The sequence below is a fragment of the Streptomyces sp. Ag109_O5-1 genome (assembly GCF_003814875.1).
GTDB lineage: Bacteria > Actinomycetota > Actinomycetes > Streptomycetales > Streptomycetaceae > Streptomyces > Streptomyces sasae.
This window is the reverse complement of record NZ_RKQF01000001.1, coordinates 1,647,450-1,669,931: the sequence shown is the minus strand read 5'-3', so window position 1 is coordinate 1,669,931 and position 22,482 is coordinate 1,647,450. Positions and strand designations below refer to the sequence as shown.

Sequence of the window (22,482 nt, the reverse complement as noted above, 5' to 3'; positions counted from 1 at the left end):
TCAACCACCCGCGCTCCACCAGCCGCGTGGCGCGGAACCGAGCGGCCTGCCCCCGCGCATCACTGGCTCGCCACCCGAGATGATCGCGCATCTGCCGGGCCCGCACACCGCCCCCATCGCCGGCCGCTTCATCCTCGACCAACGCCACGATCGCCGCGCAGTCCCCCGGCAGCACCGCCCGATCAACCACATGTTCGGCGACTCCGTCGCCAGCGGCCTGGAGTTCCTCGGCATCACCAATCCGGCGGTGGACCCGGACGGGGTGCGGGAGATCGCCAAGAAGTGGCGGCACCTGGCCACCGGTCTGGACGACGCTGCGGAGGCTGCCCGCAAGGCTCTCGCAGACGTCGAGTGGGAGGGCAAGGCCGCCAAGGCGTACAACAAGCGGGCGAAGGCCGCCCGCCAGAACGCCACCGAGATGGCCCACTCCCTGCGCGAGGGTGCAAAGGCGTTGGACGACTTCGCGGACAAGGCGCACGAGTTGCTGTCCGAGATCGGCGTGATGCTGGCGGAGATCGCCGAGTTCGAGATCGCCGGTCTGGCGCTGGACGTGCTGACGGCCGGCGCGTCGTCGGTGGCCTCCACGCTCATGGCCGGCGAGCGGGCGCTGAAGGTGGTGGCGCTGATCGGCCGGATCGAGGAAGAGGGCACCGCGCTGGCCTCCGCGATCCGCGGGGTGATGGAGGTCATCCGGGGCGTAGAGTGGGCGCTGAAGGCGCTGAAGGCGCTGAAGGAGGTCCGGGGCGTCGCCTCGGTGGCCAAGATGGCCAAGGATGGCGCGACGTTCTCCGTCTTCACCACGCTTTTGGAGGATCCGGGGGCGTTCAAGGACCCGGACAAGCTGGCCGGCATCCTCGCCGAGGGCGCGGTGATGGGCGTCGGCTTCGGCATGCTCGGCAAGGCCCTGGGCAAGGGGCTGAAGGGTCTCAGGGCGGCCGATCTGGCCAAGCTCAGCAAGGCGTTGAAGCTCGACAGTTCCGGGCTGTCCCGGCTCAAGCTGCGCCCTTCGGAGTGGGAGAGCCTGCCCGCCTCCATTCGGGCGGTGTTCAAGAAGTGCGATCTCGACCCGATCGACGTGGCTACCGGCGACATGCTGCTGCCACAGCTCGACGTCGAACTGCCTGGTGCTCTGCCCTTGATCCTGGAGCGTACCCACGCCTCCTCATATCGGTGGGGCGGCTGGTTCGGCCAGTCCTGGGCCTCCACCCTCGATCAGCGTCTGCAGGTCGATGACGATGGAGTCGTCTCCGTCGCACCGGACGGCGCCCGGCTCGTCTACCCGCTGCCGTTCCCCGACTCCGAGGCGCCCGTCTATCCCGAGATCGGCCAGCCATGGCCGCTGACCTGGGACGACGAGGTGGACGGCGCGTTGCGCGTGACCGACCCCGACAGCGGGCTCAGCCATGTTTTCCACACCCCACGCCCCACAGACGACGGTGAAGCGGTCGACCTGCCATTGCAGGCCACGGTGGACCGCAACGGTCAGCGCATCACGGTCCGTTACGCAGATGACGGCACGCCGGCGGAGGTCGTGCACAGTGGCGGCTACCGCATCGCCATCGACCGTGACAGGAACCTGCCGCGAATTGGCGCCCTGCACCTGCTGGAATCGCGACAGCCCAAGACCGCCGGAACATTGCTGGTCTCCTACCGCTACGACGACGCGGGGAATCTCACCGAGGTCATCAACTCCTCCGGCCGGCCCCTTCGATTCGCCTACGACGAGGCCGGTCGGATCACCTCATGGACCGACCGCAACGACACGACGTACACCTATACGTACGACGAGAGCGGCAGAGTCGTCCGTACAGGCGGCAGTGGCGGGTTCCTCTCCGGCACGCTCAGTTACGACGACTTCACGCGAACCACCACTACGACGCGGCCGGGAACCTGATATCCGAAACGGACTTCGGCGGCCGCACAGTTACCTACAACCGCGACCCCGCTGGTCGGCTGACAGCTCGCACCAACGCCCTCGGCCAGACAGTCAACTTCGAACATGACGTGATGGGCCAGGTCATCCGCAAGGACGTCGGCGGGGCGGTGACCACCTTCACGTACACGACGACTGGGAAGCTCCTTCGAGCCACCGCTCCAGGCGTGAGTCTGACCATCGAGCGCGATGCCACCGGCCGTGCGCTGTCGGAGACGCTCAACGACCGCACCACCACGTATGAATACGATGCTGTGGGACGCCGTACCAGCCGTACCACCCCCACCGGTGCTACCAGTTCGTTCGCCTACGATGCCGCCGGCCGTCGTACGGCCCTCACCACCGCCGGGCGCACCTTCGCCTTTGAGTACGACGCGGCAGGCCGAGAACTGGCCCGTCACATCGGTGGAACCGTCACGCTGGCCAACACTTTCGACAGTCAAGGGCGTCTTGCGCTCCAATCGGTGACAGCCGACGGACGCCCGGTTCAGCAGCGGGCGTACACGTACCGACCGGACGGCCACCTCGTCGCCCTCGACGACCAGCTCAACGGAGCGAGCCGCTTCGGCCTCGACACGACAGGCCGGGTCACCACCGTCGACGCCACGGACTGGTCCGAACGCTACGCCTACGACCAGGCAGGCAACCTGACACAGGCCGAGTGGCCTGCAAGTCACCCAGGCCACGAAGCCACCGGCCGGCGCACCTACGCCAACACCTGCATCACCGGTGCGGGACGAGTCCGCTACGAGCACGACGCGGCCGGTCGCATCACGCTGCGCCAGAAGATCCGTCTGTCCCGCAAACCGGATACCTGGCGCTACACCTGGGACGCCGAGGACCGCCTCGCCTCCGTGACCACTCCCGACGGCACGGTATGGCAGTACCAGTACGACCCGCTCGACCGGCGCATCTCCAAACAGCGGCTCGCCGCGGACCACGCGTCGGTCGTAGAGCAGACCGACTTCACCTGGGACGGCGAAACCCTCTGCGAACAGACCACCACTGCCGTCGCGCTACCGCTTCCCGTCACCTCGCAGGGTCCCTCTGACTGCGGTGGCGGGATCGTCGCCGTAGGGGAAGTCCACGACAGCGACGGCGAGCGAGCCGATGGAAGTCTCGCCCTCGAAGGACCGCAGGCAGTTGGCTGTGTACACGACGCCGACCTCTGCGAGCAACCGCGAGATCCGCTGGAGTGTGCGGGCCATCTCCGCCCGTGGCTGTTGCTCGGTTTCTGGCGCCAGTGAGGCGGAGGTGCTTCGGGCGTTCACGGTGGCCCAGGCCGTGTCGAAGTCCATGTCCAAAGGCATCTCTTCGAACTCGGCGGGAACCGAGAAGTCGACCCGTATCACTGGCCGCTCCCGCTACCGGGATGCGGACCGGCGGGCCCGGGAGGCGGCGGGGGGCCCACCTGGCCAGACCGTTGTCGGTCGTAGAGATCCACCAGCCGGCGGTTCTTCTCGTACCACTGCTTCATCCACCGAGGGGTCAGGGCCGCGGCCACGGCAACGGCGATGCCGAGCACTGCCGCCATCACGGCGAGGGGTGTGTTCGGGCTGTCGCGCAGTACCCACGCGAGGATGAAGCAGCCGAGGCTGAGCACGGCGATGAAGACTACGAATCCCCTGATGCCGTTGGCCTCGTAGGCGGCGAGACCTCGCCGCTTCGACGCCATGTCGACGGCCGTGACGGAGCCGACCGCTCCTGGCGCTGTACCAGGGACGGTCCATGTCGCCAGGAGCGGACCTCCCGCGCGCAACCGGTCGTGCGTCTGCCAGGCGCGTTGACGAGCCGTTGGGGAGTCAGTGCGCACGAAGATCATGCGCATCGTGCTCCTGCTCACCGCCTCGGCTTGCTTGAGGTCGTAGCCGAACTCGAAGCCGATCGCCGTGATCATGTCGGACTGGCCGGCCTCCAGGCCGCTCAGACTGAACTCGGCAGTGCCGCGCCCATCGAAGTGGGCCAGGATCTCTGCATCTTTCATCGTGTGGCTCACTTTCCCTGCCGGGCTGCCTTGTCCTTCTCGGTTCCAGCTTCCCAGGCGTTCTCGAACGCCACGAGCAAGGGGGCTCCGGGGATAACTGGGGTTGCCGCGACCTCAGCGACCTGTCGCTCATTGTTCGGTGCCCAGTATCCGAGTGCGGTCGGATCGCCCAGGAAGGCCGCGACCGTATCGACCAGGCCGAAATTGGAAGCATGGACTGCCAAGCGGCTGTCGGCGGCCACCTTGGATATGCCTTTGAGGCCGCCGCCGAAGGGCGGTACACCGAGAGCGTCTTCGGCCAACGTACGGTTGGAGACCACTGACTCTCCGCCGACGGCTCGGGCGGCGCCGTGCAGTGCCAGTGCGCCGAGGGAGAAGCCACCCGAAGCGACGCCGATGCCCTCTGCAACCGCGAGAAAAATAGGTGCAAACGGCCCGGACACCGGAGAGACGAGGGCGACAATGAGCGAGGCTGCGCCCAGCGCGGCGCTGATGGTCCCGAGCACGTCACCAAGGGCGGCGATGGCGTTCGCATGCTCCGTGAGCCACTTGACCGCGTCCGCCACAGCCACACTGACCTCTTTGGCGACGACGTCGTCGAGCGCGTCGAGTACCTTCCCGAGGCCCTTGAAGGCGTCGCCCAGCTTGTGCATCAGACCCGGCTCGTTCGGCGCGATGTCCAACGCCTTGTCCCGGCGCCGGGCGACCGATTGGCCTTCCAGGTCGTAGTCGCTGGCCAGCTTGCGGGCCTGAGCGCGGTACAGGTCGAGATCGGACTGTGCGGTAGCGGCCGACAGCTCCGCCGAGGACCTGTCCTTCTCGGTCTTCTCCCGCTTGTTCGCCTCAGCGTCGTCCTTCGCAGGCAGGTCGATCAGGGGTTTGGGCGGCAGACCGGCCAGCTTCTGCTTCGCCGCGTGCAACGCGTCCTGGGCGTTGCCCTTGCCGAAAACTTCATCCGCCCTGGTCGGAGGCGGGTGCGCGGTTCAAGGGGTCTTGGCGGCTGTCCCTGGGGGCGGCGCTCTGGCGCGAGTGCTGAGAACTGCGGGAACATGATCGATCGTGCTGTTGCGACTGGCCTACCTGGCTGTGACGAACGCGTTTGCCGTGCTGCGCTTGCTACCGGTGAGCGACCACGACAAGGACGTGGAAATCCTGGCGCTGCGTCGGGACTTGAGGTGGGCCCACTCCCCTTGGCACCCGAAGAGGACGACATCCGTACTGGCCCATACGAATGATTCACCAGCTCCGCAGGGTGAACGACGGCACGGTGTGCCCCAGGTCGACGGTCGGCCGCGGCTCGCGACCCTACGTTGACCCGTGTGACGCTGAGTTACGCCTTTGTGAACCTGAAGCCCGGGGTGGGAAAGACGACCAGCGCAGTCTGGTTGGCCCACGCACTTCACGAGTCGGGTGTCCCACCGCTGCTGGTCGACAGCGACCCCGCTTCCTCCGCGCTGCGCTGGAGCGAATTGGCAGGTGGCTTCCCGTTTCCTGTGGTCGCTCTGCCGGTGGGCGACGTGCACCGGCGCGTGAACGACTTCCTGGGCGACCGGCAGGCCGTCGTGTTCGACGCTCCGCAGATGGAGGACCACGCGCACATCACCCGCAGCATCATGAGATACGCAAGCGAATGGATCGTGCCGGTGACTCCGGCTCCCATCGAGCTCGATCGCATGGCGCCCATCGGTGGCGAGATGGGCGACGTACAGTCCCTGCGCGCCCACCCGGCCCACGCCGCCGTCCTGCTGAACCGAACGAACCGGGCCGACGCCACGCGGACCGGTCCCGACGCCGACGCCCGCGAAGCTCTCACCGAGCGGGGCTTCGACGTGCTGTCCACCCACATTCCGCGGCTCGACCTGTACGCCCAGTCATTCGGAAGTCCGGTGGTGGCCAAAGGATCGGCGTACATGGACCTCGCAGATGAAGTCATCAAGCGACAGGACACGGCATGAATCAGCGCAAGGACACCTACCGGGCCGCATTGCAGCGCGGCCCGGAGGCGGTCGTACCGCGTCTCGTCGAAGTCACTCGGCTGCACACCCGATACGTCCGGGTGAGCGTCGAGCTCGACACCGGCCTGCCGCGTGACCTCGTGCAATGGGCGAGGCCACCGGTGGCCGCGATGGTGCGGGCAGGCGCCGCCGCTGTGCGACCCCCGAGGAGCGACCCGTAGGCCGGGTGATGCAGTCGTGCGTGCAGCGGCCTCCGCTCACTGGTTTTGACTGCGTTGGTGATCTCGTTGGATGGCGGAGGCCAGGAAGCATGCGTCCGCTAGATGCTGGTTCTCATGGGGAGGCAGTGAGGACGCCCGGATCTTGGAGCTTGAGCCTGTGGGGCTCGGAAAGTCGTCGCTGCAGGTCAGCCGGCACCGCTCTACCGTCCCAACCTGCGGCGATGACTTTACGAACCCCACAAGGTCTCATACGGGCCTCTCCCGGTCGACCGGTCGTGGCGCCCGGCTATCCCGTCAGGACGACCTTCAATCGGCTTGACGCCGGATCTGCGTGTTCACGGAAGACCCGTTCGGCATCGCGCCACCGCGCGTGGCCGGTGATCAGCCGCCGGAATGTCGCCAGGTCGTCGTGGACAGCGCGAGCCCCGGCCGAAAGGTACGTCTCCCACTGTGGCGAGATGCTGCCCACCAGGCACAGGTTTCGCCGGACAATCGTCTCCACGCCGACCGCGTGGGAGGTGTCCGCCGGATTCCCCAACAGCAGCACCCGCCCCCCCGGGCGCACCGTGCGGAGGCATACCGGCAGGGTATCGCCGTAGGTGTCATGGCCGACGGCCTCCACCACGACGTCGGCCTGTCCGGCGAGTTCGGTGGACCAGGCCGGGTACCCCTGCGCGTTCACCAGGAATGCGCCCAGTGTCCGGCGGTATTCATTCGGTTCGATCACGGCGAGTTGCGCCACCCCGCGCCCGCGCAGCAGGATCGCGGCGATCAGGCCGATCCCGCCGAGCCCGATGATCGCCACCCGTGCACCCCTGACGTCGCCGAGGCGGTCCAACCCGTGCAGCACGGCTGCTGTGGGCTGGCCGAGCGTGGCGTACGGTAGGTCGTCCTCGCTCCAGCCGGGCAGCCTCGTGGTCTGCGCCGCAGAGGCGAGATACACCTCCGCCAGCCCGGCGTCGTGCTTCGGGATGGCAAGCACCGGCTCCCCCTCGGCAATGCCTGGGACGCGGCTCTGCTCGACCACGCCGACGCATTCGTGGATCGGCGCGCCGGGGACGAGCGGGGGAGTGAACCGGGCCCAGGTGCCGGTGAACTTCGGCACGTCCGAGCCGCACACCGTGGCGAAGAGCAACCGCACCGATACCTCACCGTCAGCGGGCACTGGCCAGGGTAGCTCGACCGGTTCCATTCGCCACGCCCGGGTCACGTGCAGCGCCGGCACGCGGGGGCCGGTCATGGTTGGGCGTCCCCTTCGGTCGTCAGTTCGTAGATCTCCGGCGCGACCATGGTTAGCCTGCGGGTCCACAGCCGCGGCACGGAGGTGCACGGTCCGAGGCCACTGCTCAGCTCAAACGGCAGATTGTGCCAGGCACAGCGCAACCAGCCGTCCGTCACGTAGCCGTTGGCGAGGTCGGCGTCGGCGTGTGGGCACCGCCGTGCGAAGGCGAAGACACCCGCGGCGGTACGCGAGACGCACGTTCGCCCGTCGACCGGGCGGATGCCGTCCACCGGCAGCTCGCTGAGGTCCAACCGCCGCGAAATCACGACCGATCCGTTTCCTGCGACGCAGAAGCGACCGCGGGCCGAGCGGTGGGACGTAGCCCAACCGTCCGGATGGCCTGCCGAATGGCGCTGCGGGTCAGCCGCGACCTGAGCGAGCTGATCCGATGCAGGGGCGTATGCAGCAGTCGCAGATCGTGGTACGGCACCCAGCCGGTGCCCTCGCGCCGATAGGCGGGCGGACCGACCGTGATCCGGGTGCTGACCACGAACCGGGTGCGGTCGGTGATGTTCACCTCGGTGGCGTGCACGTGGTCGCCATGGAACAGCAGCACATCGCCGGGATCCAACGCGATGCTCCGCGGCTGACCTACGAACTGCCATGGCTCGCAGGCCTCGTATCTGCGGCGTAGCCCGTCACGGTACTGCGGGGGATGGAACAGCATGCCGTTTCCAGGCACCACTGGACCCAGGGCCATCCACAGGTTGATGGTGTTGGTGCCTTGGCTGAACCAGGAGTCGAGATGCGGCCCGTGCGGGGTCATGAAACCGGCTTCTCTTACCAGTGTCGCCCGGTAGGGCGCGATAACGTCCTCCGGCATCATGATCCTGGCGTAGAAGCGGCCGCACACATAGAGCGGTCGTGACTGCTCGCGCAGACTGCGTAGCAGCCGGCTGGTCCACACCGTTGAGCGGCCGGCCAGTGTGGTAGCCAGCCGCCGACGCAGATCCAATGCCTGCGGTACGGTGAGATGCTCGTGGAGGCGCTCCACCCGGTCTGCGGTGACTCCGGCCCGAGCCCGTGGTGAGGCCACCAGCTCGACCAGATCCAGTACGCAGCCGAGCAGCTCGTCGTAGATGCCGAGCCGTTGCAGAGCCCCGGTCAGGCTGACGAGCTGACCGGCCAGCACGTCGTTCAGGTCGACGTCGACTGCCTCGGTGCCGGTCGGGACCGACCGGACCGCAGCCAGTGGCGCGGGTGGAAAGCTGCGCAATGCGGACTCAGAGTTCTCATGGTCCATGAACATGCTCCTCGTCGCTCATCGTGGGCCGCCCGGAGCCCCCGGTCGCAGAATCAGGTCAGGCTCGATCAGTTCAAGTTCATGAGTTTCGGCTCGCGCGCCCGGTCGACGAGAAAGACGACGCGGGCCAGACCCGAGAAGTCAACCCCCCCTGTTCCCCGTACCGCCCCCTGGGTCTGGGATCACGACTGGGCTCTCCACATCCCTGATGTGTACGACGTCGAAGCCGGAGTCGGCCAGGACCGCGCCCAAGCCGCGTATCACCTCGCGGTCCTTCTCGCGGTCCGCTTCGAGAAGCTGGGACCACGGCACGAGGTCGGGGTGGTGCAGGGCGCTGTCGTCACGGACTTCCGCATACGACCATCCGGCCCTGAGCCGGTCGTTCATCCACCGCAGGTGCTCGGCCTCCGCGAGCCGCTCCACGACATCGCCGTCGACGGAGAACGGGGCAGCCCGGCCGTCCCTCGGTATGAGGACGCAGCCGAGCTCCGCAAGCTTCTGTCCGTAGGACAGCACCTGGTCGCGATTGGCGTTGCGGAGGTCCTCCGACAGCTCACCCCACGCTACGAACGTACCGCCGGGCTCGGCACCGGCCGCGCGTTCTCTGAGCCGGCGCCGCAGATACGCCTCGTGCACCGCCCGAGACATCATCTCCGTGAAGTCCTCGTCGACGGCATCCAGGCGGTACGCGGCGGCCTTGATACCCCACAGTTTCAGACGCCCGCCCATGCCGTCGACCGGTGCCGTCGTCACACCGGACTGCTGGAACGCCTCGCCGTAGCCGATGGCGTCGTCCATGCAGACCGTCACCATCTCGGGGCCCGCCCGCCACAGGTCGGTGTCCAGCAGCGCCTGCCGGATCACCTGTTCCTGATCGGACGCGCAGAGATAGACCCGGGCCACTGCGCCGCGGCCCACCGCTTGCCAGACCGCTTCCGCAGAGGTCGCATTCGCATGCTGCAGGGTGCAGGCGTCGACCAGGCATGGGGAGGTGCGGATGAGATCGTCGACGGTTTGCTCGGAACTCGCGCCGACCAACGTGATCGTCAAGCGGGCAGGATCCGCGCTGAAGCGGCCCAGGCAGGTGGCGAAGGCCTGCGCGAACGAGCCCTGGCCCACGATGAGCACCTCCCTCGGCTTGCCGTCCGAGAGGTGCGCGGCCTCTTCCTGGACGAGCCGGTTGGCGGCGGCCTGATAGCGGTTGAAGAAGTCCAGCCGCACACGGCGCACTTCGCTCCCGCTCCACCAGCGCGCCTGAAGGGCACGGCACAGCACGGGGTCCCGGATCTCCGCATGGACCCTCAGTCCTTCGGCGGTCACGGCACCGGTAGCGGTCAAAGCCACCGCCAGATTGCGGGTGCTGTCATCGTCGCAGGCGTACAAGGCGGTTGCCCCGGCCAGTCCCGCAGCAGCCAGGGCCGCCGGAAACCGGGGGTCGCCGGCCACCACGAGGGCGCCCGCCACCCCGGCTGCGCGCTCTGCCTCGTCGCCGACGATCACCACCCGCTGCCCCGACGCCATCAAGTCCCGCGCCAGAGCGCGCGCCCCCGACCCGGATCCGCACACGATGGCGTGGCCGCGCTGACGGCGCACCCGCCGGTGCCGCAGCTCGTCGGCGAACAGCCGCCGTCCAGCCTCCACAACGGCGTACACCGTCACTGCGGGCGCGAGGAACCGCGCCACCTGCAACGGCCAGGGCAGTGGCGGGGCCCGGTCCGGCTCGTCCCACCCCAGGGTGAACAGCTGCAGGACCCGGAAGAGGACCTCCCAGACGCCCTGTCGGGCGCCGGGGTGCTGGCCGAGCTGCTGATGGACACCGACCAGGCCGAACACCACAGCGACCAGGGCCAGCACCCCCGCGACCGCACCTCCGGCCGGGACCGCACGCGGCCGCACGCCTCCACCGCGCCCCTCCTGCTGGTGCGCCGGGTCGGCGCTCACGATGTGGTCAGCAGCGCCGCGAAGGTGTCGTACGCGCCGTCGCCGTGCCGCAAGAAGAGATCGGGTTCGATCACCTCGACCTCCATGAGCAGCGGAACATTCCGTTCGCTCGTCACGAAGTCGATGCGCGCATAGCTGGGCTGCTGGGGCAGGGAGTCGGCGACCTTGGTCACGAAGTCTTCCATCCAGGGCTGGACACGCTCTGTCAGCACCGTCCCTCCGAAGTGGTGCTGCACTCGGAACTCCCCCGCGGCGGGCACCTTGCGGACGACGTGGCTGAGCCGTCCGCCAAGCTGGATCGCCGAGTACTCGCCTTGGTCGCGTACGGACGGGACATACTCCTGGACCAGGACGGGACCGGGCACCGGCACACCGCCCTGCCGGAGGAACTCCTGCACTGCACCTGCGCTCTCCAGCAGCCAGGTCCGACGGCCGCCCGCGCCGACCGTGGACTTGACGACGAGTGGGCCGATGCCGAGTTCGGCCGCCAGTTCGTCCGCCCTCACGCGTGCGGGCTCCGTGATGACGACGGTCGCGGGTACGGGGATCCCTCTGGCACCGAGCTCGCACAGGTAGCGTTTGTCGGTGTTCCACCGCATCAGGGGGAGCGGATTCACCAGGCGGCCGCCGACCTCCAGCGCCAGCCAATTCTCGAAGGCGGCGAGATGCTCCGAGTAGTCCCACGGCGCGTGTAACAGCACCCGATCGTAGTCCTCCCATGCCACCTCTGGATCTGACCAGACCACCAGGTCCGCCCGCGCGCCTCGTGCCGCGAGGGCGGCCAGCAGCCCTTCGGTGTCTTCCATCCCCCGGGGTAGGCGGGAGGCTGTGACCACGGCAACCGGTCGGACACTCATGCTCATGCGGTCCTCTCCTCCGGTCGGATCCCTGTGATACCCCATAGCAACAGATGCATGGGATCGGGCAGTTCCCTGTTGAAGTCGACAGCTTGGAGGTTGCGCAGCAGCGGCGGCATCACGGGAAGCTTGGCCCCCTGGAGCAACACAGGAATGATGGGGCAGCGACGCCCCAGGAACTCCTGCAGCACGAACCACACCTCATCCTTCTGCCAGGGTCCCACCCCGCTCGGCCCGACCAACACTGCCGCGCACGGCATGGTCTCCAGTTGCTCCTGGATCGCGGCGACCCAGGGGGTTCCGGGCGAGGTCTCCCACAGATCGATCCAGGGCCGGATGCCCTCTTCCCGGAGTCGTTGCGCAAGCAGGACCGCCACTCCCTCGTCCTCGCGGCTGTAGGAGATGAATACGTCATACAGCTGTCGCTTCTCCTTCAGGGTGAACTCGGCGGAGTGCAGGGCAGCCGTGCGGGTGTGCGAGGCCGCGCTCTCGATGGCCCGGACTTCGGCGGGCCGGTTCAATGGCTTCCCCGTACCGCCCAGTTCCACGCGTCTGTCGCAGACCCCGCAGGTGATCCAGTCGAAACCGCGCTCCGTGCGCCGCTGTCGTTGCTGCGCGCTGACAGCCGTGCCGCACTCGTCGCAGATGGGTTGTTCCACGACGTCCACCGCCTCACCCACCGCGTGGCGGCCGGCTTGGGATCTGCACAGCTCCTCGAACAGTGCGCACTCGGCGTCACTGACGCCGGTGTCGTGACGCAGCTCGAACCGTATTCGGGCCCTGCTGTCCGGGTGCACAGAGATCCATGAGGAACCGCCGAGCGGCCGGGCGAAGCGAGCCCGCGAGGCCCACAACTCGCAGTCGGTGAACAGTCCGGAGAACAGAAGCGCGCCTACGACGGAGGCGTACGCGTGGTCGGTCAGTGCCCGAGTGCGCAACACTGTTCGCCCCTTCAGCCCCCGCCACACGGAGTCCTCCGCGCGGCGCCGGACGGCGCTCGGGAAGCGCAGCAGTCCCCGCGTTTCGTCGCGTAACAGCGCACCGCTGGAGAGCAACTCCTCTATCGCGGCGTGCATGATGTCCTCCTCGTGCTCCCGGTCGGCGACCCTGTCGTGCTCCAGGAGCGGGATGCGCAGTGCCAGCACGTCGTCCTCTGTCAAAGTGCCGCTGCCGTCGGCTACTTGCTGAGCGGCTATCACCAGCATGGAGGCGTAGGCACCGACGATGGTGGGCTGCAGGAGGACGAGGTCACCGAAGCGCAGCCGACGCAGCAGGCCCTCGGTGTCGAGGCCGGCCAGCAGGGTGCGGAACTCGTCGAGAGTCGGTTCGGGCAGGTCCGAACGGGCGCAGGACTGGCAGAACTCCCGGTACAAGGCGCGGGTCTGTCCCATCACGCGGCCCGCGGTCGCCTGCTGGAGCACGTAGGAACGCAACTGCTGGAAGCGCGTGTTGGAAGTCAGCGTCGGCACGGTGTCCCAGTCGATGGCACCGAGGATCAGGTCACGCAGCGCCGGGATGTTTGTACCGTCTCTGGCGCTGGTCTGCACGGTGCTGAGGTACCGCAGGATCTCCTCCTCGCCCTCGTCGGACAGCAGGTCCAGGCTGAGACCGCCGCGGTCGGCACGGGCGATGACGACAATGCGCTTTGGGCCACCTCCGGAAGGGGAACCCAGGCGCAGGAGAGTCTCCCACTCACGGATCTCGCCAAGGGGGTCGCTGACATTGCGATTGTCCAAGACCAGCAGGGCGACCTCGATGCCGACGGCTTCCACAGGCTGCACGAGCCGGTAGACCGACTGGCCCGCGAAGTCCCACAGGAAGACCTCACGCACGACAGAGCCGAGGTGGTCGTCGACGACACTGCGGTCCATGAGCGAAATCCGGGTGCCGTGGGTCGACTCGGTGGCGCGGAAGTCCTTGCCGCACAGAGCACGGCTCAGGGCCGTCTTGCCGACGCCGGTGTTGCCCAGCAGGGCCACCCGGCAGTTCGCATAGCGGGCGGCGCCGGACTCGGCTGCCAGGCGATCGACGAGGGTGGTGTCATAGGTGCGGAGGGTGAGCACCCGGTCTTCGCCGCCTGTGCTGGCCAGATGCGGCAGCGTGGGGTGGAACCTAGCGCTGCCGTACCAGTGGTGATGGTCGGCGACATCCTCGACGACGTCGAGGAGCTCCATACTGTCGGCGCGGTAGATCCACAGGTGGGTTCGGTCGTCCTGCACAGCGAGCAACCGACCGTCTGGGGACAGCGAAAGATCGTGCGGGGTTCCCGTGATGCCTTGCACTGTGTGCAGCAGCCGCAGTTCGCGGCGGTCCCAGACCCGCACGGTGCCGTCGCTCGAAGCGGTGAGCAGCACGGCTGTGGTCGGGTTGTCGATCACCCGCAGCACGAAGCCTTGGTGGGCGGTGACCTCACGGGCCATGTCCCCGGTTTCGAGGTCCCAGGCACGCAGCAGGCCGTCGCGTCCCGCAGTGTAGGCCAGCCTGTCGTCCCGGTTCCACAGAGCGTCCTCGATGCGCCCCCGGTGGGCAGGGATGGTACGTATCTCGCTGCCGTCCTCGGCGGACCACACCCGCAGGGTGCCGTCATAGCTGACGGAGTAAATCAGCGTGTGCTCCGCAGCCCAGCCGACGCTGTGTACGTCGTCGATGTGGCCGGCCAACGTGAGTTCCTCCACACCGGTGACCGGATCGATGACGTGTACGGTGTTGTCCCGCCCGGCGAGTGCCAATTGGCGGCCATCACCGTGCCATGCCGCGGTCCACAGCGCTTTGTGTGAGACGGTGTGGCTCGCCCGCACCACACCCTCCAGGGTGCTCAGGTGGACCGCGCCGGACTGCGTGGGCATGGCGAGAAGATCCCCCTGCGGCGACCAGGCAACGCGTGTGATCACCTCGCCTCCGGCAGTCAGCGTCCAGCTGTCTTCCAAGCGCCGGGCGCCGTTATGCGGTTGCATGGGTGGTCCCCTAGGTCAAGGAGGGCGGGCAAGTTTTCAGTAGCCGCGAGCGGGTGCCACAGCGAGTTCGGGAGTACGCCCCTCACTCAGCGCCGCCCAGCAGGCTGCGAAGTCGGTGCACACATCGTCTGCCGCGGTGATGCCCGCGGAGTGCGAGGTGATCACGGTGCGCGGCAAACGCCAGACCGCGTCGTCGGGTCGGGGCGGCTCCTCGGGCAGTACGTCGAGTACAGCCGCGCGCAACGCGCCGCTGTCGAGCGAGGCAGCGAGGGCATGGAGGTCTACTGTGGCGCCGCGACCGGTGTTGATGAAGGTGGCTCCGCGCATGGCGGCGAACCTGTCAGGGCCGAAGAAGGCCTCTGTCTCCGGTGTCAGCGGCAGAGTGGACACGACCCAGCGAGCCTGGCCAAGCATCGCGTCGGCCGTATCGACGGCCACCGTCTCGTCGACCCCGGCTTCACCGGCGCGGGCTGTGCGGGCCACGCCTACAGTGGGGATGCCGCAGCCGCGCAACAAAGTGCTGACGCGCGTGCCGATGCGTCCGGCACCGTAAACCAAGGCCGTTTGCCCTGCAGCGAGTTCGGAGGGCAAACGTCGCCACTCGGCGCGCTGCTGCTGGGCGAGAAAGGCCGGGACGTTCTGGCACTCCGCGAGGATCCAGGCGAGGACGTACTCCGCGATCCTTTCACCCATACCCCCCACCGTGCGGGTGAGCAGCGCCCCGGCCGGCCAGGCGCCGGAACGCAGCAGTGCGTCGATCCCGGCGTTGGTGCTGTGGAACCACAGCAGCCGTTCTGAGCGGAGGGATTCGGGAAGATCGGGGCCCACGTAGATGATGGGAACGTCAGAGGCGACGTGGGCGTCAAGATCGCGCGAGGCCGTCTCGGTATAGCGTTCGACCGTCCGGCCGGTGGTCTTCTCCAGCGTTTCGAGCACGGGCTCCGCGAGCGCCGGGTCCACCAGCACCACGGCGCGCTCCCGGTTTTCGACGCGCCGCACGTCCACGTCAAGCCCCCGTCACCTTCGATTCCCCCGTGACTCATTCGTCAATGTAGCTGAAAAGCAGAGCGTTTGTAGGGCCGAAGAATGAGACAACGATACGGCCATGGCCGTTCTGGACAAGGCCCTCACCCTGCTCGGCGAACCGGGACCTCACTAGTAGTGCTTGGTCAGGTGTGTTGGTGAGTGGGGTGTCTGTTGGTGGTTTGGGGTCGTTGGGGTGGTGTGACACCTGAGGAGATGGCCTTGGTCCGGGAGGACTTGGAGGCGTTCGCGGCTGAGTTGTTCGACGGGTTCTTCCGTGCGGATCAGCGGCGGTGGGGGCAGGCGTATGTGCGCGGGCTGTTGCTGGAGGGGCGGCGCAAGTCGGTGGAGCCGATGGCGGCCCGCCTCGGTGAGGACGGCAACCGTCAGGCGTTGGCGCACTTCATCACCTCCAGCCCGTGGGATCCCTCGCATGTGCGGGCCCGCCTGGCCTGGAGGATGCAGGACGTGATCGGGGCCGAAGCGCTGATCATTGATGACACCGGCTTTTTGAAGGACGGGGACGCCTCGGCGTGTGTGTCGCGGCAGTACACCGGGACCGCGGGCAAGGTCACCAAATGCCAGGTCGGGGTGTCGCTGCATCTGGCCCGGGATCATGCCTCGGCCGCGGTGAACTGGCGGCTGTTCGTGCCCGCATCCTGGGATCCTGCCTCCCCGGAGGCAGACTCGGACAAGGTCGCCCGCCGGGGCCGCTGCGGCATTCCCGCCCAGGTGGGGCATGTGGAGAAGTGGCAGCTGGCCCTGGACATGATCGACGAGACCCGGTCGTGGGACATCGACATCCCCTTGGTCGTCGCGGACGCCGGATACGGGGATGCCGGCGCCTTCCGCCACGGCCTGGAAGAACGCAAGCTGCCCTACGCGGTGGGAATTTCGTCTCGTCACACCGCTCATCCGGCCGACTCCCGGCCCGTCCAGCCCGCCTACGCGGGCACCGGCCGGCCACCGAAAATGCAGTATCCCGAGCCTGCTCAGACCATGAAAGACCTTGTCATCGCGGCCGGGCGAGCGGCTGCGAGGCCGGTGTCCTGGCGGGAAGGCTCCCGGCCGGGCAAGAGCCGAAGCGGCTTCAAACGCATGCACTCGCGGTTCGTCGCCCTGCGCGTGCGCCCAGCCGGACGCGGTATCCGCCAGGCCACCGACGGGCCGGAACTGCCCGAGCGATGGCTCCTGGCCGAGTGGCCCGCCACCGAACCCGAACCGGTGCAGTTCTGGCTGGCGAACCTGCCCTCCGGCATGCCGCTGGCCACTCTGGTGCGGCTCGCCAAGCTGCGCTGGCGCATCGAGCACGACTACCGCGAGATGAAACAGGCCCTGGGACTGGCCCACTTCGAGGGCCGCACCTGGAGCGGCTGGCACCACCACGTCACCCTCGTCTCCGCCGCCCACGCCTTCTGCACCCTGCGACGACTGGCACAAGACCCAAAAGGCGCGGCGCAGGACTGAGCCTCTACCAAGTGGTCCGCAAACTGCAGACCCTCCTCGCCACCTGGACCGGCGCCTGCCCCACCTGCCACCGCGACATACCCACACCACTACGAATCCGACCAAGCCCTACTAGGACGTGGTGGTTGCCGTGCGGTAGAACTCGGCCGCGGTGACGGTGGCGGGGACGCCGAGTTCGGCGGCGACTGCGGTGATCGCCCTGTCGCCGACGGCCAGATCCGCTTGGCCGTCGATAGTGAAATGCGGTGCGATGAACGTCTTGTAGTGAGCTCGGGCCTCGTCCGCGGTGTGCCCGCCAAGGAATGTCTGGATGTGCCGCACCGTGGTGTCGGGGTCGTTGTGGATCACCTGCAGGGCGCGCCGGTGCGCCCGGAGGACGGCCTGGACCGCGGGGCCGTCCGGATCGGTGTAGGTGGGGTCGACGGCCAGGCCCACGGTGGGGATCTGGAAGTGGTCTCCCATCCAGGCCAGTAGGTGCCAGCCGTGCTCGGCGGCCACCGCCTCCGGTGCCATGGTGCTGCCGACCAGCGCGGCGTCGATCTCGCCCTCGCGCAGCCGGCGCAGGTCCATGCCGTAGTCGCCGGGCGGGCGGACGACGGTCTTGATGTCACGGTCCGGGTCGAGGCCTGCCCTGCGCAGCACGATCCTGGTGAAGCACCCCGGCGCGGTGTGCGGGGCGTGCACCGCCAGCCGCCGGCCGGCCAGGTCGGACAGGGAGGTCAGGCCGGAGCGGGCGAGGAACCAGAACAGCGGCCGGTGGGTGTTGACGTTGAGCCCGACCCAGGGAGTGCCGTCGGTCAGCCGGGACAGCAGTGCCCGGCCGAGCCCGATGGTGGCGCAGCGGCGCAGCCGTTCCTCGTCCCAGGTGCAACCGTCGCGCAGCGCGACGTGGACGCCCTCGTCGGCGTAGAAGTCCTCCTGGTCGGCGATGTAGGCGGCCAGTTCTTCGTGCAGGCCCCGTCCGACGTAGGCAAGATCGATCGTGTGCATGAGTGCTTGTCCTTGATCGTGTCACCGTCGTGCGGCCGGACCCGTTACGGGCGCCGCGGGTATCCGGGCTTCCGGGCTCGGGTGACGGTGTACCGGATACGGTCCGGCCGTCGGCCGGACCGGGACCGAACGGCCCCGTGCGCCGGGGCGTCGGCGAGGCGTCAGTACATGGCCAGTCCGCCGTTGACCGCGGCCGTGGTGCCCGTCATGAACGCGTTGTCCTCCCCGGCGTAGAAGGCGACCGCTTGGGCGACGTCGGCCGGGTGGGCCAGGCGGCCCAGGGGCGTGGCCGCCACCTGCTGCCGCCTCGTCGCGTCGTCGAGCACGTCATCGGCGGTGCGGGTCTCCACCGGGCCGGGGGCGACGACATTGACCGTGATGCCCTGTGGTGCCAGTTCCTGGGCGAGGTATCGGGCGAACTGCTCCAGTGCGGCCTTGGACGTGCCCAGTGCGATCATGCCCTTCCGGGGCCGGCGGCTGAGGCCGGTACCGAGATAGACGATGCGTCCCCAGCCCTGTTCGGTCATGGCGGGCAGGACGGCCTTGGTGACCGCGAAGGCCGCGTGCATCTCGGCGTCGATCTTGCCGCCCAGCTCGTCCCACGTCATGTCCTGGAACGACTTGACCGCGTACGGGATCAGTGCGTTGTGCACGAGCACGTCGATGCCGCCCCATGCGGCCCCGACCCGCTCCACCAGGCTCTCGACCGCCGCCACCTCGCGCACGTCGGCCTGCACGGCCATGGCCTGGCCACCGGCGGTCTCGATGTCGGCCACCACCTCCCCGGCCGCCTTGGCGCTGCTGAGGTAGTTGACCACGACGCGCATGCCACGCGCGGCCAGAAGGCGCGCGGTGGCCGCACCGATTCCGCTGCTGGCCCCTGTCACCAGTGCCACCCTGCCGGTCGTCCCGGTCATGGGTTCACCTCCTTTTCATCGTCGCGGGCCGTCGGAATGACCGCCCCGAGTCGTTCGTCTTCGATCGCGGGGCCGTTGGGGCGGATCGCCCCGTACAACACGGTGTCCACGGTCGCCCGCAGCAGATCCGCCGCGGTCCAGTCCAGTTCGTACGGCAGCCGGGAGGTGAACAGCCGCTCCAGGGCGCCTCGGGTGATCTCACCGAGCAGCTCGGGCGGTGCCGACAGCAGTCCCCGCTGGTGGCCGTCCCGGAACAGTTCGTCGATACGCCGGTAGATCACCGCGTCCACACGTTGTTCCACGTACTGGCGCAGCATCGCGTCGCCGCCGCGCCCCGTGGCGAGCTGTGCCGCGCCGATCCGCCCGAGTTCGGTGCCCGCCGCGATCAGGAAACGCTGGACCCGCCGATCGAACGGCTGCCCTTCCACGTCCTCGGCCGCCGCCACCAGCGTGCGCTCCACCGCCGCGAACTGCCGGTCCAGCACTGCGGTCAGCAGGCTGCCCTTGTCCGGGAAGTGCCGGTAGATCGTCTTCTTGCTCATGCCGAGCTCACGCGCGAGATCGTCCATGCTCACCCGCGCGGAGCCCGGCGCGAAGAACAGCCGGCCGGCTGCCTCCGCGATCGCCTCGGCGCGCTGCCTGTCGGGGTCGGAAACTTTTGAAACTGATTTAGTTTCCATAGTTTTCATCCTGGGCGCATCCCTGCGTACTGTCAAGGCGTGTCGTCCGGGCAGGGCAGTCGCAGCCGGGATCGGTGGCGCTGCGGGTGTGCCGGTGTCAGCGTTCGAGGACAAGGGCGAGGCCTTGGCCGACGCCGATGCAGAGGGTTGCGATGCCGGTGCCGGAGCCGCGGCGGGCGAGTTGGTGGGCGACGGTACCTGCGAGGCGGGCACCGGAGGCGCCGAGGGGGTGTCCGAGGGCGATGGCGCCGCCCTGCGGATTGAGGATCGCCGGATCGAGCTCGGGCCATTCGGCCACACACCCCAGAACCTGCGCGGCGAAGGCCTCGTTCAGTTCCAGCACGCCGAGATCGGCGAAGGTCCGGCCGGCCTTGGCCAGGGCCCGGTCGACGGCCTCGACGGGGGCGAGGCCGAAGTAGTCCGGATCGATGGCGGACACCGCGGTGGCGCGGACGTGCGCCAGCGGTTCGCGGCCGATGGCCTTCAGACCGTCCTCGTCGGCCAGGAGCAGGGCGGCGGCGCCGTCGCTGAGCGGGGAGGCGTTGCCCGCGGTCACAGTGCCGTTCTCCGTGCGGAAGGCGGGCCTGAGCCCGGCCATCGCGTCCAGGGAGGCGTCCGGGCGGACGGACTCGTCGGTGGCGAACAGCTGGGGCTCGCCCGTACGCCGGGGGACCGGCACGGGAGCCAGTTCGGCGTCGAACAGGCCCTGCGACTGCGCCCGCGCGGCCTTTTGATGGGAGGAGAGGGCGAACTCGTCCTGCCGCTCCCGGCCGATCCTGTGTTTGTGGGCGATTCGTTCTGCCGACTCGCCCAGGGGGATCGTCCACCGTGGTTCCATCCGCGGGTTGACCAGGCGCCAGCCCAGGGTCGTGGAGTACAGCTCGGCGTGACCAGCCGGGAAGGGCCGGTCGCTCTTGGGCAGCACGTACGGAGCACAGGTCATCGACTCGACACCGCCGGCGACGGCGACGGAGGCGTCGCCGGCGGCGATGGCCCGGGCGGCCTGGACCGCGGCCTGCATCCCGGAGCCGCACAGCCGGTTGACCGTCACGCCCGGGACGCTGGTGGGCAGACCGGCCAGCAGCGCTGCCATGCGGCCGACGTTGCGGTTCTCCTCTCCGGCGCCGTTGGCGTTTCCGAAGTACACGTCCGCGATGCGCACCGGATCCAACCGGGGGCTGCGGATGAGGAGTTCGCGGATGGTGCGGGCGGCCAGGTCGTCGGGGCGTACCGAGGCCAGGCCGCCGTTGTGACGTCCGATCGGGGTGCGCACGGCGTCGACGATGTACACGTTCCTCACTTCAGGCCCTCCGCGACACTCAGTTCGGCGCCGGTCCTGGCGATGATCTCCTCGACGCCGACGCCGGGTGTGCACTCGGCCAGCACCAGGCCCTCGTCGGTGATGTCGAGGACGCCGAGGTCGGTGATGATCCGGTGCACGCAGCGCCTTCCGGTCAGCGGCAGCGTGCACTCGGCGAGGATCTTGGCCGAGCCGTCCCTGGCGGTGTGCGTCATGACGACGATGACCGTGCGGGCGCCGTGCACCAGGTCCATCGCCCCGCCGATCCCCGTGACCATCTTCCCGGGGATCGCCCAGTTCGCCAGGTCGCCCTGCTGGGACACCTGCATCGCACCCAGCACGGCGACGTCGATGTGGCCGCCGCGGATCATCGAGAAGGAAAGCGCCGAGTCGAAGAAGGAGGCGCCGGGCAGCACCGTCACGGTCTCCTTGCCCGCGTTGATCAGGTCGGGGTCGACCTGGTCCTCGGCGGGATACGGGCCGGTGCCCAGGATCCCGTTCTCCGACTCCAGCACCACCTCCACCCCCTCCGGAAGGTGGTTCGGGATCAGCGTGGGCAGCCCGATGCCGAGATTGACATAAGTGCCGTCCCTCAACTCCCGTGCGGCCCGGCCGGCCATCTCCTCACGACTCCAGGCCATCAGGCCCTCACCGACCCTCGTTTGGCAGGCACGGACACCGTGCGCCGCTCGACCTTCTTGTCCGCAACCTGCTCCGGGGTGAGCGCCACCACCCGCTGCACGAAGATCCCGGGCACGTGCACCGCGTCCGGATCGAGCGCGCCCGGCTCCACCAGCTCCTCCACCTCGGCGACCGTCACCCGTCCCGCCATCGCGGCCAACGGGTTGAAGTTGCGGGCCGACCTGGAGAACACCAGGTTCCCGTGCCGGTCGCCCTTGGCGGCCCTGACCAGCACGAAGCCGGTACGGATCCCGTGCTCCAGCACATACGCGACGCCGCCGAAGGTCCGTACCTCCTTGGGCGGCGAGGCCAACGCCACCCCGCCCGAGCCGTCGTACCGCCACGGCAGCCCGCCGTCGGCCACCTGCGTGCCCACCCCGGCCGGGGTGTAGAAGGCGGGAATCCCCGCACCGCCGGCCCGCATCCGCTCGGCCAGCGTGCCCTGCGGGATCAGCTCCACCTCCAGTTCCCCGGCCAGATACTGCCGCGCGAACTCCTTGTTCGCCCCGACGTACGAGCCCGTCACCCGCCCGATCCGGCCCGCTGCCAGCAACATCGCCAGACCCGACTCCATCGCACCGCAGTTGTTGGAGACGACCGAAAGCCCCGACACCCCCCGGTCGAACAGCGCCTGGATCAATACGTTCGGCACACCGCTCAACCCGAATCCGCCCACCGCCAGTGACGCGCCGTCGGGCACGTCCGACACCCCCCCCAAGGCCGTGGTGACCACTTTGTCCATCTTTATTGCCCCGCGTTTCGTAAATGCGGACCCAAATATGGACCCGAATGTGGACCTGAATGCGGCCCCATCGAATGCCGTTTCCGTAAGGCAATGAACAAGAATTCGCCCGGATGCGTCCACGGTCCAACGCCCCGTCCTGCACGGGCATCCCGCAGATGGGTGATATCGGAGACGGCCCTCCGGCAGCTGCGGGGGTGCGTGTCGCGTGAACTGGGTATTCCGGCGCCGGTCCACGTCATCACCCACGGATTCCGTTGACGCACCTCGTCCCTGTGAGGCTTCCTTCCCTCATCAAAGGAGCCGCAGGAC

Annotated in this window: 20 protein-coding genes and 1 pseudogene; 6 read left to right on the top strand and 15 right to left on the bottom strand. The window is 68.5% G+C overall.

Annotated features, from left to right (window positions below; genetic code table 11):
- The first annotated feature begins 79 nt into the window (after positions 1–79).
- The 3 genes and pseudogenes from EDD90_RS56880 (at position 80) to EDD90_RS56870 (ending at position 3,180) form a co-directional block, all read left to right on the top strand.
- Positions 80–1,894 carry a DUF6531 domain-containing protein gene (locus EDD90_RS56880; protein ID WP_260327697.1) on the top strand — a complete coding sequence of 605 codons (1,815 nt, stop codon included), beginning with the start codon at positions 80–82 and terminating at the stop codon, positions 1,892–1,894.
- Positions 1,891–1,938 (top strand): annotated as a pseudogene (locus tag EDD90_RS56875) (hypothetical protein); the annotation flags it as partial. The gene EDD90_RS56880 and the pseudogene EDD90_RS56875, both read left to right, overlap by 4 nt.
- A gap of 69 nt (positions 1,939–2,007) precedes the next feature.
- On the top strand, positions 2,008–3,180 hold the full coding sequence (locus tag EDD90_RS56870; RefSeq protein ID WP_260328695.1) for an RHS repeat domain-containing protein: 1,173 nt from the start codon (positions 2,008–2,010) through the stop codon (positions 3,178–3,180).
- 101 nt (positions 3,181–3,281) lie between these two features.
- Here EDD90_RS56870 and EDD90_RS07510 read toward each other — a convergent pair whose 3' ends face one another.
- On the bottom strand, positions 3,282–3,929 hold the full coding sequence (locus EDD90_RS07510) for a hypothetical protein (protein WP_123972346.1): 648 nt from the start codon (positions 3,927–3,929) through the stop codon (positions 3,282–3,284).
- Entirely contained in the window at positions 3,926–4,837 is a 912-nt protein-coding gene (locus tag EDD90_RS07505; RefSeq protein WP_123972345.1) for a hypothetical protein, read from the bottom strand. The genes EDD90_RS07510 and EDD90_RS07505 overlap by 4 nt, the downstream gene beginning before the upstream one ends.
- Before the next feature lie 399 nt (positions 4,838–5,236).
- On the opposite strand from EDD90_RS07505, the gene EDD90_RS07495 reads away from it, so the two are divergent.
- Together EDD90_RS07495 and EDD90_RS07490 are read left to right on the top strand one after the other, a co-directional pair.
- The gene (locus EDD90_RS07495) at positions 5,237–5,872 is read left to right on the top strand and encodes a ParA family protein (protein ID WP_260327695.1); all 636 of its coding nucleotides are present in this window, start codon (positions 5,237–5,239) and stop codon (positions 5,870–5,872) included.
- Positions 5,869–6,093 carry a hypothetical protein gene (locus tag EDD90_RS07490; protein ID WP_123972344.1) on the top strand — a complete coding sequence of 75 codons (225 nt, stop codon included), beginning with the start codon at positions 5,869–5,871 and terminating at the stop codon, positions 6,091–6,093. The genes EDD90_RS07495 and EDD90_RS07490 overlap by 4 nt, the downstream gene beginning before the upstream one ends.
- 286 nt (positions 6,094–6,379) lie before the next feature.
- Here the strand turns inward: EDD90_RS07490 and EDD90_RS07485 are convergent, their stop codons facing one another.
- The 7 genes from EDD90_RS07485 to EDD90_RS07450 all read right to left on the bottom strand — a co-directional run bounded on the left by EDD90_RS07485 (position 6,380) and on the right by EDD90_RS07450 (position 15,375).
- Complete coding sequence (locus EDD90_RS07485; protein WP_123972343.1) at positions 6,380–7,333, bottom strand: zinc-binding dehydrogenase; 954 nt, start codon at positions 7,331–7,333, stop codon at positions 6,380–6,382.
- Positions 7,330–7,641 carry a Rieske 2Fe-2S domain-containing protein gene (locus EDD90_RS55160; protein WP_185148974.1) on the bottom strand — a complete coding sequence of 104 codons (312 nt, stop codon included), beginning with the start codon at positions 7,639–7,641 and terminating at the stop codon, positions 7,330–7,332. Before EDD90_RS55160 ends, EDD90_RS07485 begins: the two co-directional genes overlap by 4 nt.
- Positions 7,638–8,618: a phytanoyl-CoA dioxygenase family protein gene (locus EDD90_RS07475; RefSeq protein WP_185148973.1), complete on the bottom strand. Its 981-nt coding sequence runs from the start codon at positions 8,616–8,618 to the stop codon at positions 7,638–7,640. Before EDD90_RS07475 ends, EDD90_RS55160 begins: the two co-directional genes overlap by 4 nt.
- Positions 8,619–8,759: 141 nt before the next feature.
- Positions 8,760–10,559, bottom strand: a complete 1,800-nt coding sequence (locus tag EDD90_RS55155) for a RyR domain-containing protein (RefSeq protein ID WP_185148972.1) — start codon at positions 10,557–10,559, stop codon at positions 8,760–8,762.
- Positions 10,556–11,365, bottom strand: a complete 810-nt coding sequence (locus EDD90_RS07460; RefSeq protein ID WP_123972341.1) for a RimK family alpha-L-glutamate ligase — start codon at positions 11,363–11,365, stop codon at positions 10,556–10,558. The genes EDD90_RS55155 and EDD90_RS07460 overlap by 4 nt, the downstream gene beginning before the upstream one ends.
- A gap of 53 nt (positions 11,366–11,418) precedes the next feature.
- Positions 11,419–14,370, bottom strand: coding sequence for a TIR domain-containing protein (locus EDD90_RS07455; protein WP_123972340.1), 2,952 nt, complete (start codon positions 14,368–14,370; stop codon positions 11,419–11,421).
- Between the two features lie 36 nt (positions 14,371–14,406).
- On the bottom strand, positions 14,407–15,375 hold the full coding sequence (locus tag EDD90_RS07450) for an NAD(P)-dependent oxidoreductase (protein ID WP_123972339.1): 969 nt from the start codon (positions 15,373–15,375) through the stop codon (positions 14,407–14,409).
- 219 nt (positions 15,376–15,594) lie between these two features.
- On the opposite strand from EDD90_RS07450, the gene EDD90_RS07445 reads away from it, so the two are divergent.
- Positions 15,595–16,860, top strand: a complete 1,266-nt coding sequence (locus EDD90_RS07445; protein ID WP_123972338.1) for an IS701 family transposase — start codon at positions 15,595–15,597, stop codon at positions 16,858–16,860.
- A gap of 111 nt (positions 16,861–16,971) precedes the next feature.
- Here the strand turns inward: EDD90_RS07445 and EDD90_RS07440 are convergent, their stop codons facing one another.
- From EDD90_RS07440 to EDD90_RS07415, 6 genes are all read right to left on the bottom strand, one after another.
- Positions 16,972–17,850, bottom strand: a complete 879-nt coding sequence (locus EDD90_RS07440) for an ABC transporter substrate-binding protein (RefSeq protein WP_123972337.1) — start codon at positions 17,848–17,850, stop codon at positions 16,972–16,974.
- Positions 17,851–18,011: 161 nt separating this feature from the next.
- The gene (locus tag EDD90_RS07435) at positions 18,012–18,767 is read right to left on the bottom strand and encodes an SDR family NAD(P)-dependent oxidoreductase (protein WP_123972336.1); all 756 of its coding nucleotides are present in this window, start codon (positions 18,765–18,767) and stop codon (positions 18,012–18,014) included.
- Positions 18,764–19,447 carry a TetR/AcrR family transcriptional regulator gene (locus EDD90_RS07430; RefSeq protein WP_123972335.1) on the bottom strand — a complete coding sequence of 228 codons (684 nt, stop codon included), beginning with the start codon at positions 19,445–19,447 and terminating at the stop codon, positions 18,764–18,766. Before EDD90_RS07430 ends, EDD90_RS07435 begins: the two co-directional genes overlap by 4 nt.
- A 97-nt stretch (positions 19,448–19,544) precedes the next feature.
- The gene (locus EDD90_RS07425) at positions 19,545–20,747 is read right to left on the bottom strand and encodes a thiolase family protein (RefSeq protein ID WP_123972334.1); all 1,203 of its coding nucleotides are present in this window, start codon (positions 20,745–20,747) and stop codon (positions 19,545–19,547) included.
- Entirely contained in the window at positions 20,744–21,388 is a 645-nt protein-coding gene (locus EDD90_RS07420) for a CoA transferase subunit B (RefSeq protein ID WP_123972333.1), read from the bottom strand. Before EDD90_RS07420 ends, EDD90_RS07425 begins: the two co-directional genes overlap by 4 nt.
- A complete protein-coding gene (locus EDD90_RS07415) occupies positions 21,388–22,170 on the bottom strand; it encodes a CoA transferase subunit A (RefSeq protein ID WP_123972332.1) in 783 nt (260 codons plus the stop codon). The genes EDD90_RS07420 and EDD90_RS07415 overlap by 1 nt, the downstream gene beginning before the upstream one ends.
- Positions 22,171–22,482: the final 312 nt, after the last annotated feature.

What these genes read in the sequence shown, in the direction of transcription:
- EDD90_RS56880 (WP_260327697.1), top strand. Translation starts at nt 80, where the DNA reads ATGATCGCGCATCTGCCGGGCCCGCACACCGCCCCCATCGCCGGCCGC.
- EDD90_RS56870 (WP_260328695.1), top strand. Translation starts at nt 2,008, where the DNA reads ATGGGCCAGGTCATCCGCAAGGACGTCGGCGGGGCGGTGACCACCTTC.
- EDD90_RS07490 (WP_123972344.1), top strand. Translation starts at nt 5,869, where the DNA reads ATGAATCAGCGCAAGGACACCTACCGGGCCGCATTGCAGCGCGGCCCG.
- EDD90_RS07485 (WP_123972343.1), bottom strand. Translation starts at nt 7,333, where the DNA reads ATGACCGGCCCCCGCGTGCCGGCGCTGCACGTGACCCGGGCGTGGCGA.
- EDD90_RS07475 (WP_185148973.1), bottom strand. Translation starts at nt 8,618, where the DNA reads ATGGACCATGAGAACTCTGAGTCCGCATTGCGCAGCTTTCCACCCGCG.
- EDD90_RS07460 (WP_123972341.1), bottom strand. Translation starts at nt 11,365, where the DNA reads ATGGAAGACACCGAAGGGCTGCTGGCCGCCCTCGCGGCACGAGGCGCG.
- EDD90_RS07455 (WP_123972340.1), bottom strand. Translation starts at nt 14,370, where the DNA reads ATGCAACCGCATAACGGCGCCCGGCGCTTGGAAGACAGCTGGACGCTG.
- EDD90_RS07440 (WP_123972337.1), bottom strand. Translation starts at nt 17,850, where the DNA reads ATGCACACGATCGATCTTGCCTACGTCGGACGGGGCCTGCACGAAGAA.
- EDD90_RS07435 (WP_123972336.1), bottom strand. Translation starts at nt 18,767, where the DNA reads ATGACCGGGACGACCGGCAGGGTGGCACTGGTGACAGGGGCCAGCAGC.
- EDD90_RS07430 (WP_123972335.1), bottom strand. Translation starts at nt 19,447, where the DNA reads ATGGAAACTAAATCAGTTTCAAAAGTTTCCGACCCCGACAGGCAGCGC.
- EDD90_RS07420 (WP_123972333.1), bottom strand. Translation starts at nt 21,388, where the DNA reads ATGGCCTGGAGTCGTGAGGAGATGGCCGGCCGGGCCGCACGGGAGTTG.
- EDD90_RS07415 (WP_123972332.1), bottom strand. Translation starts at nt 22,170, where the DNA reads ATGGACAAAGTGGTCACCACGGCCTTGGGGGGGGTGTCGGACGTGCCC.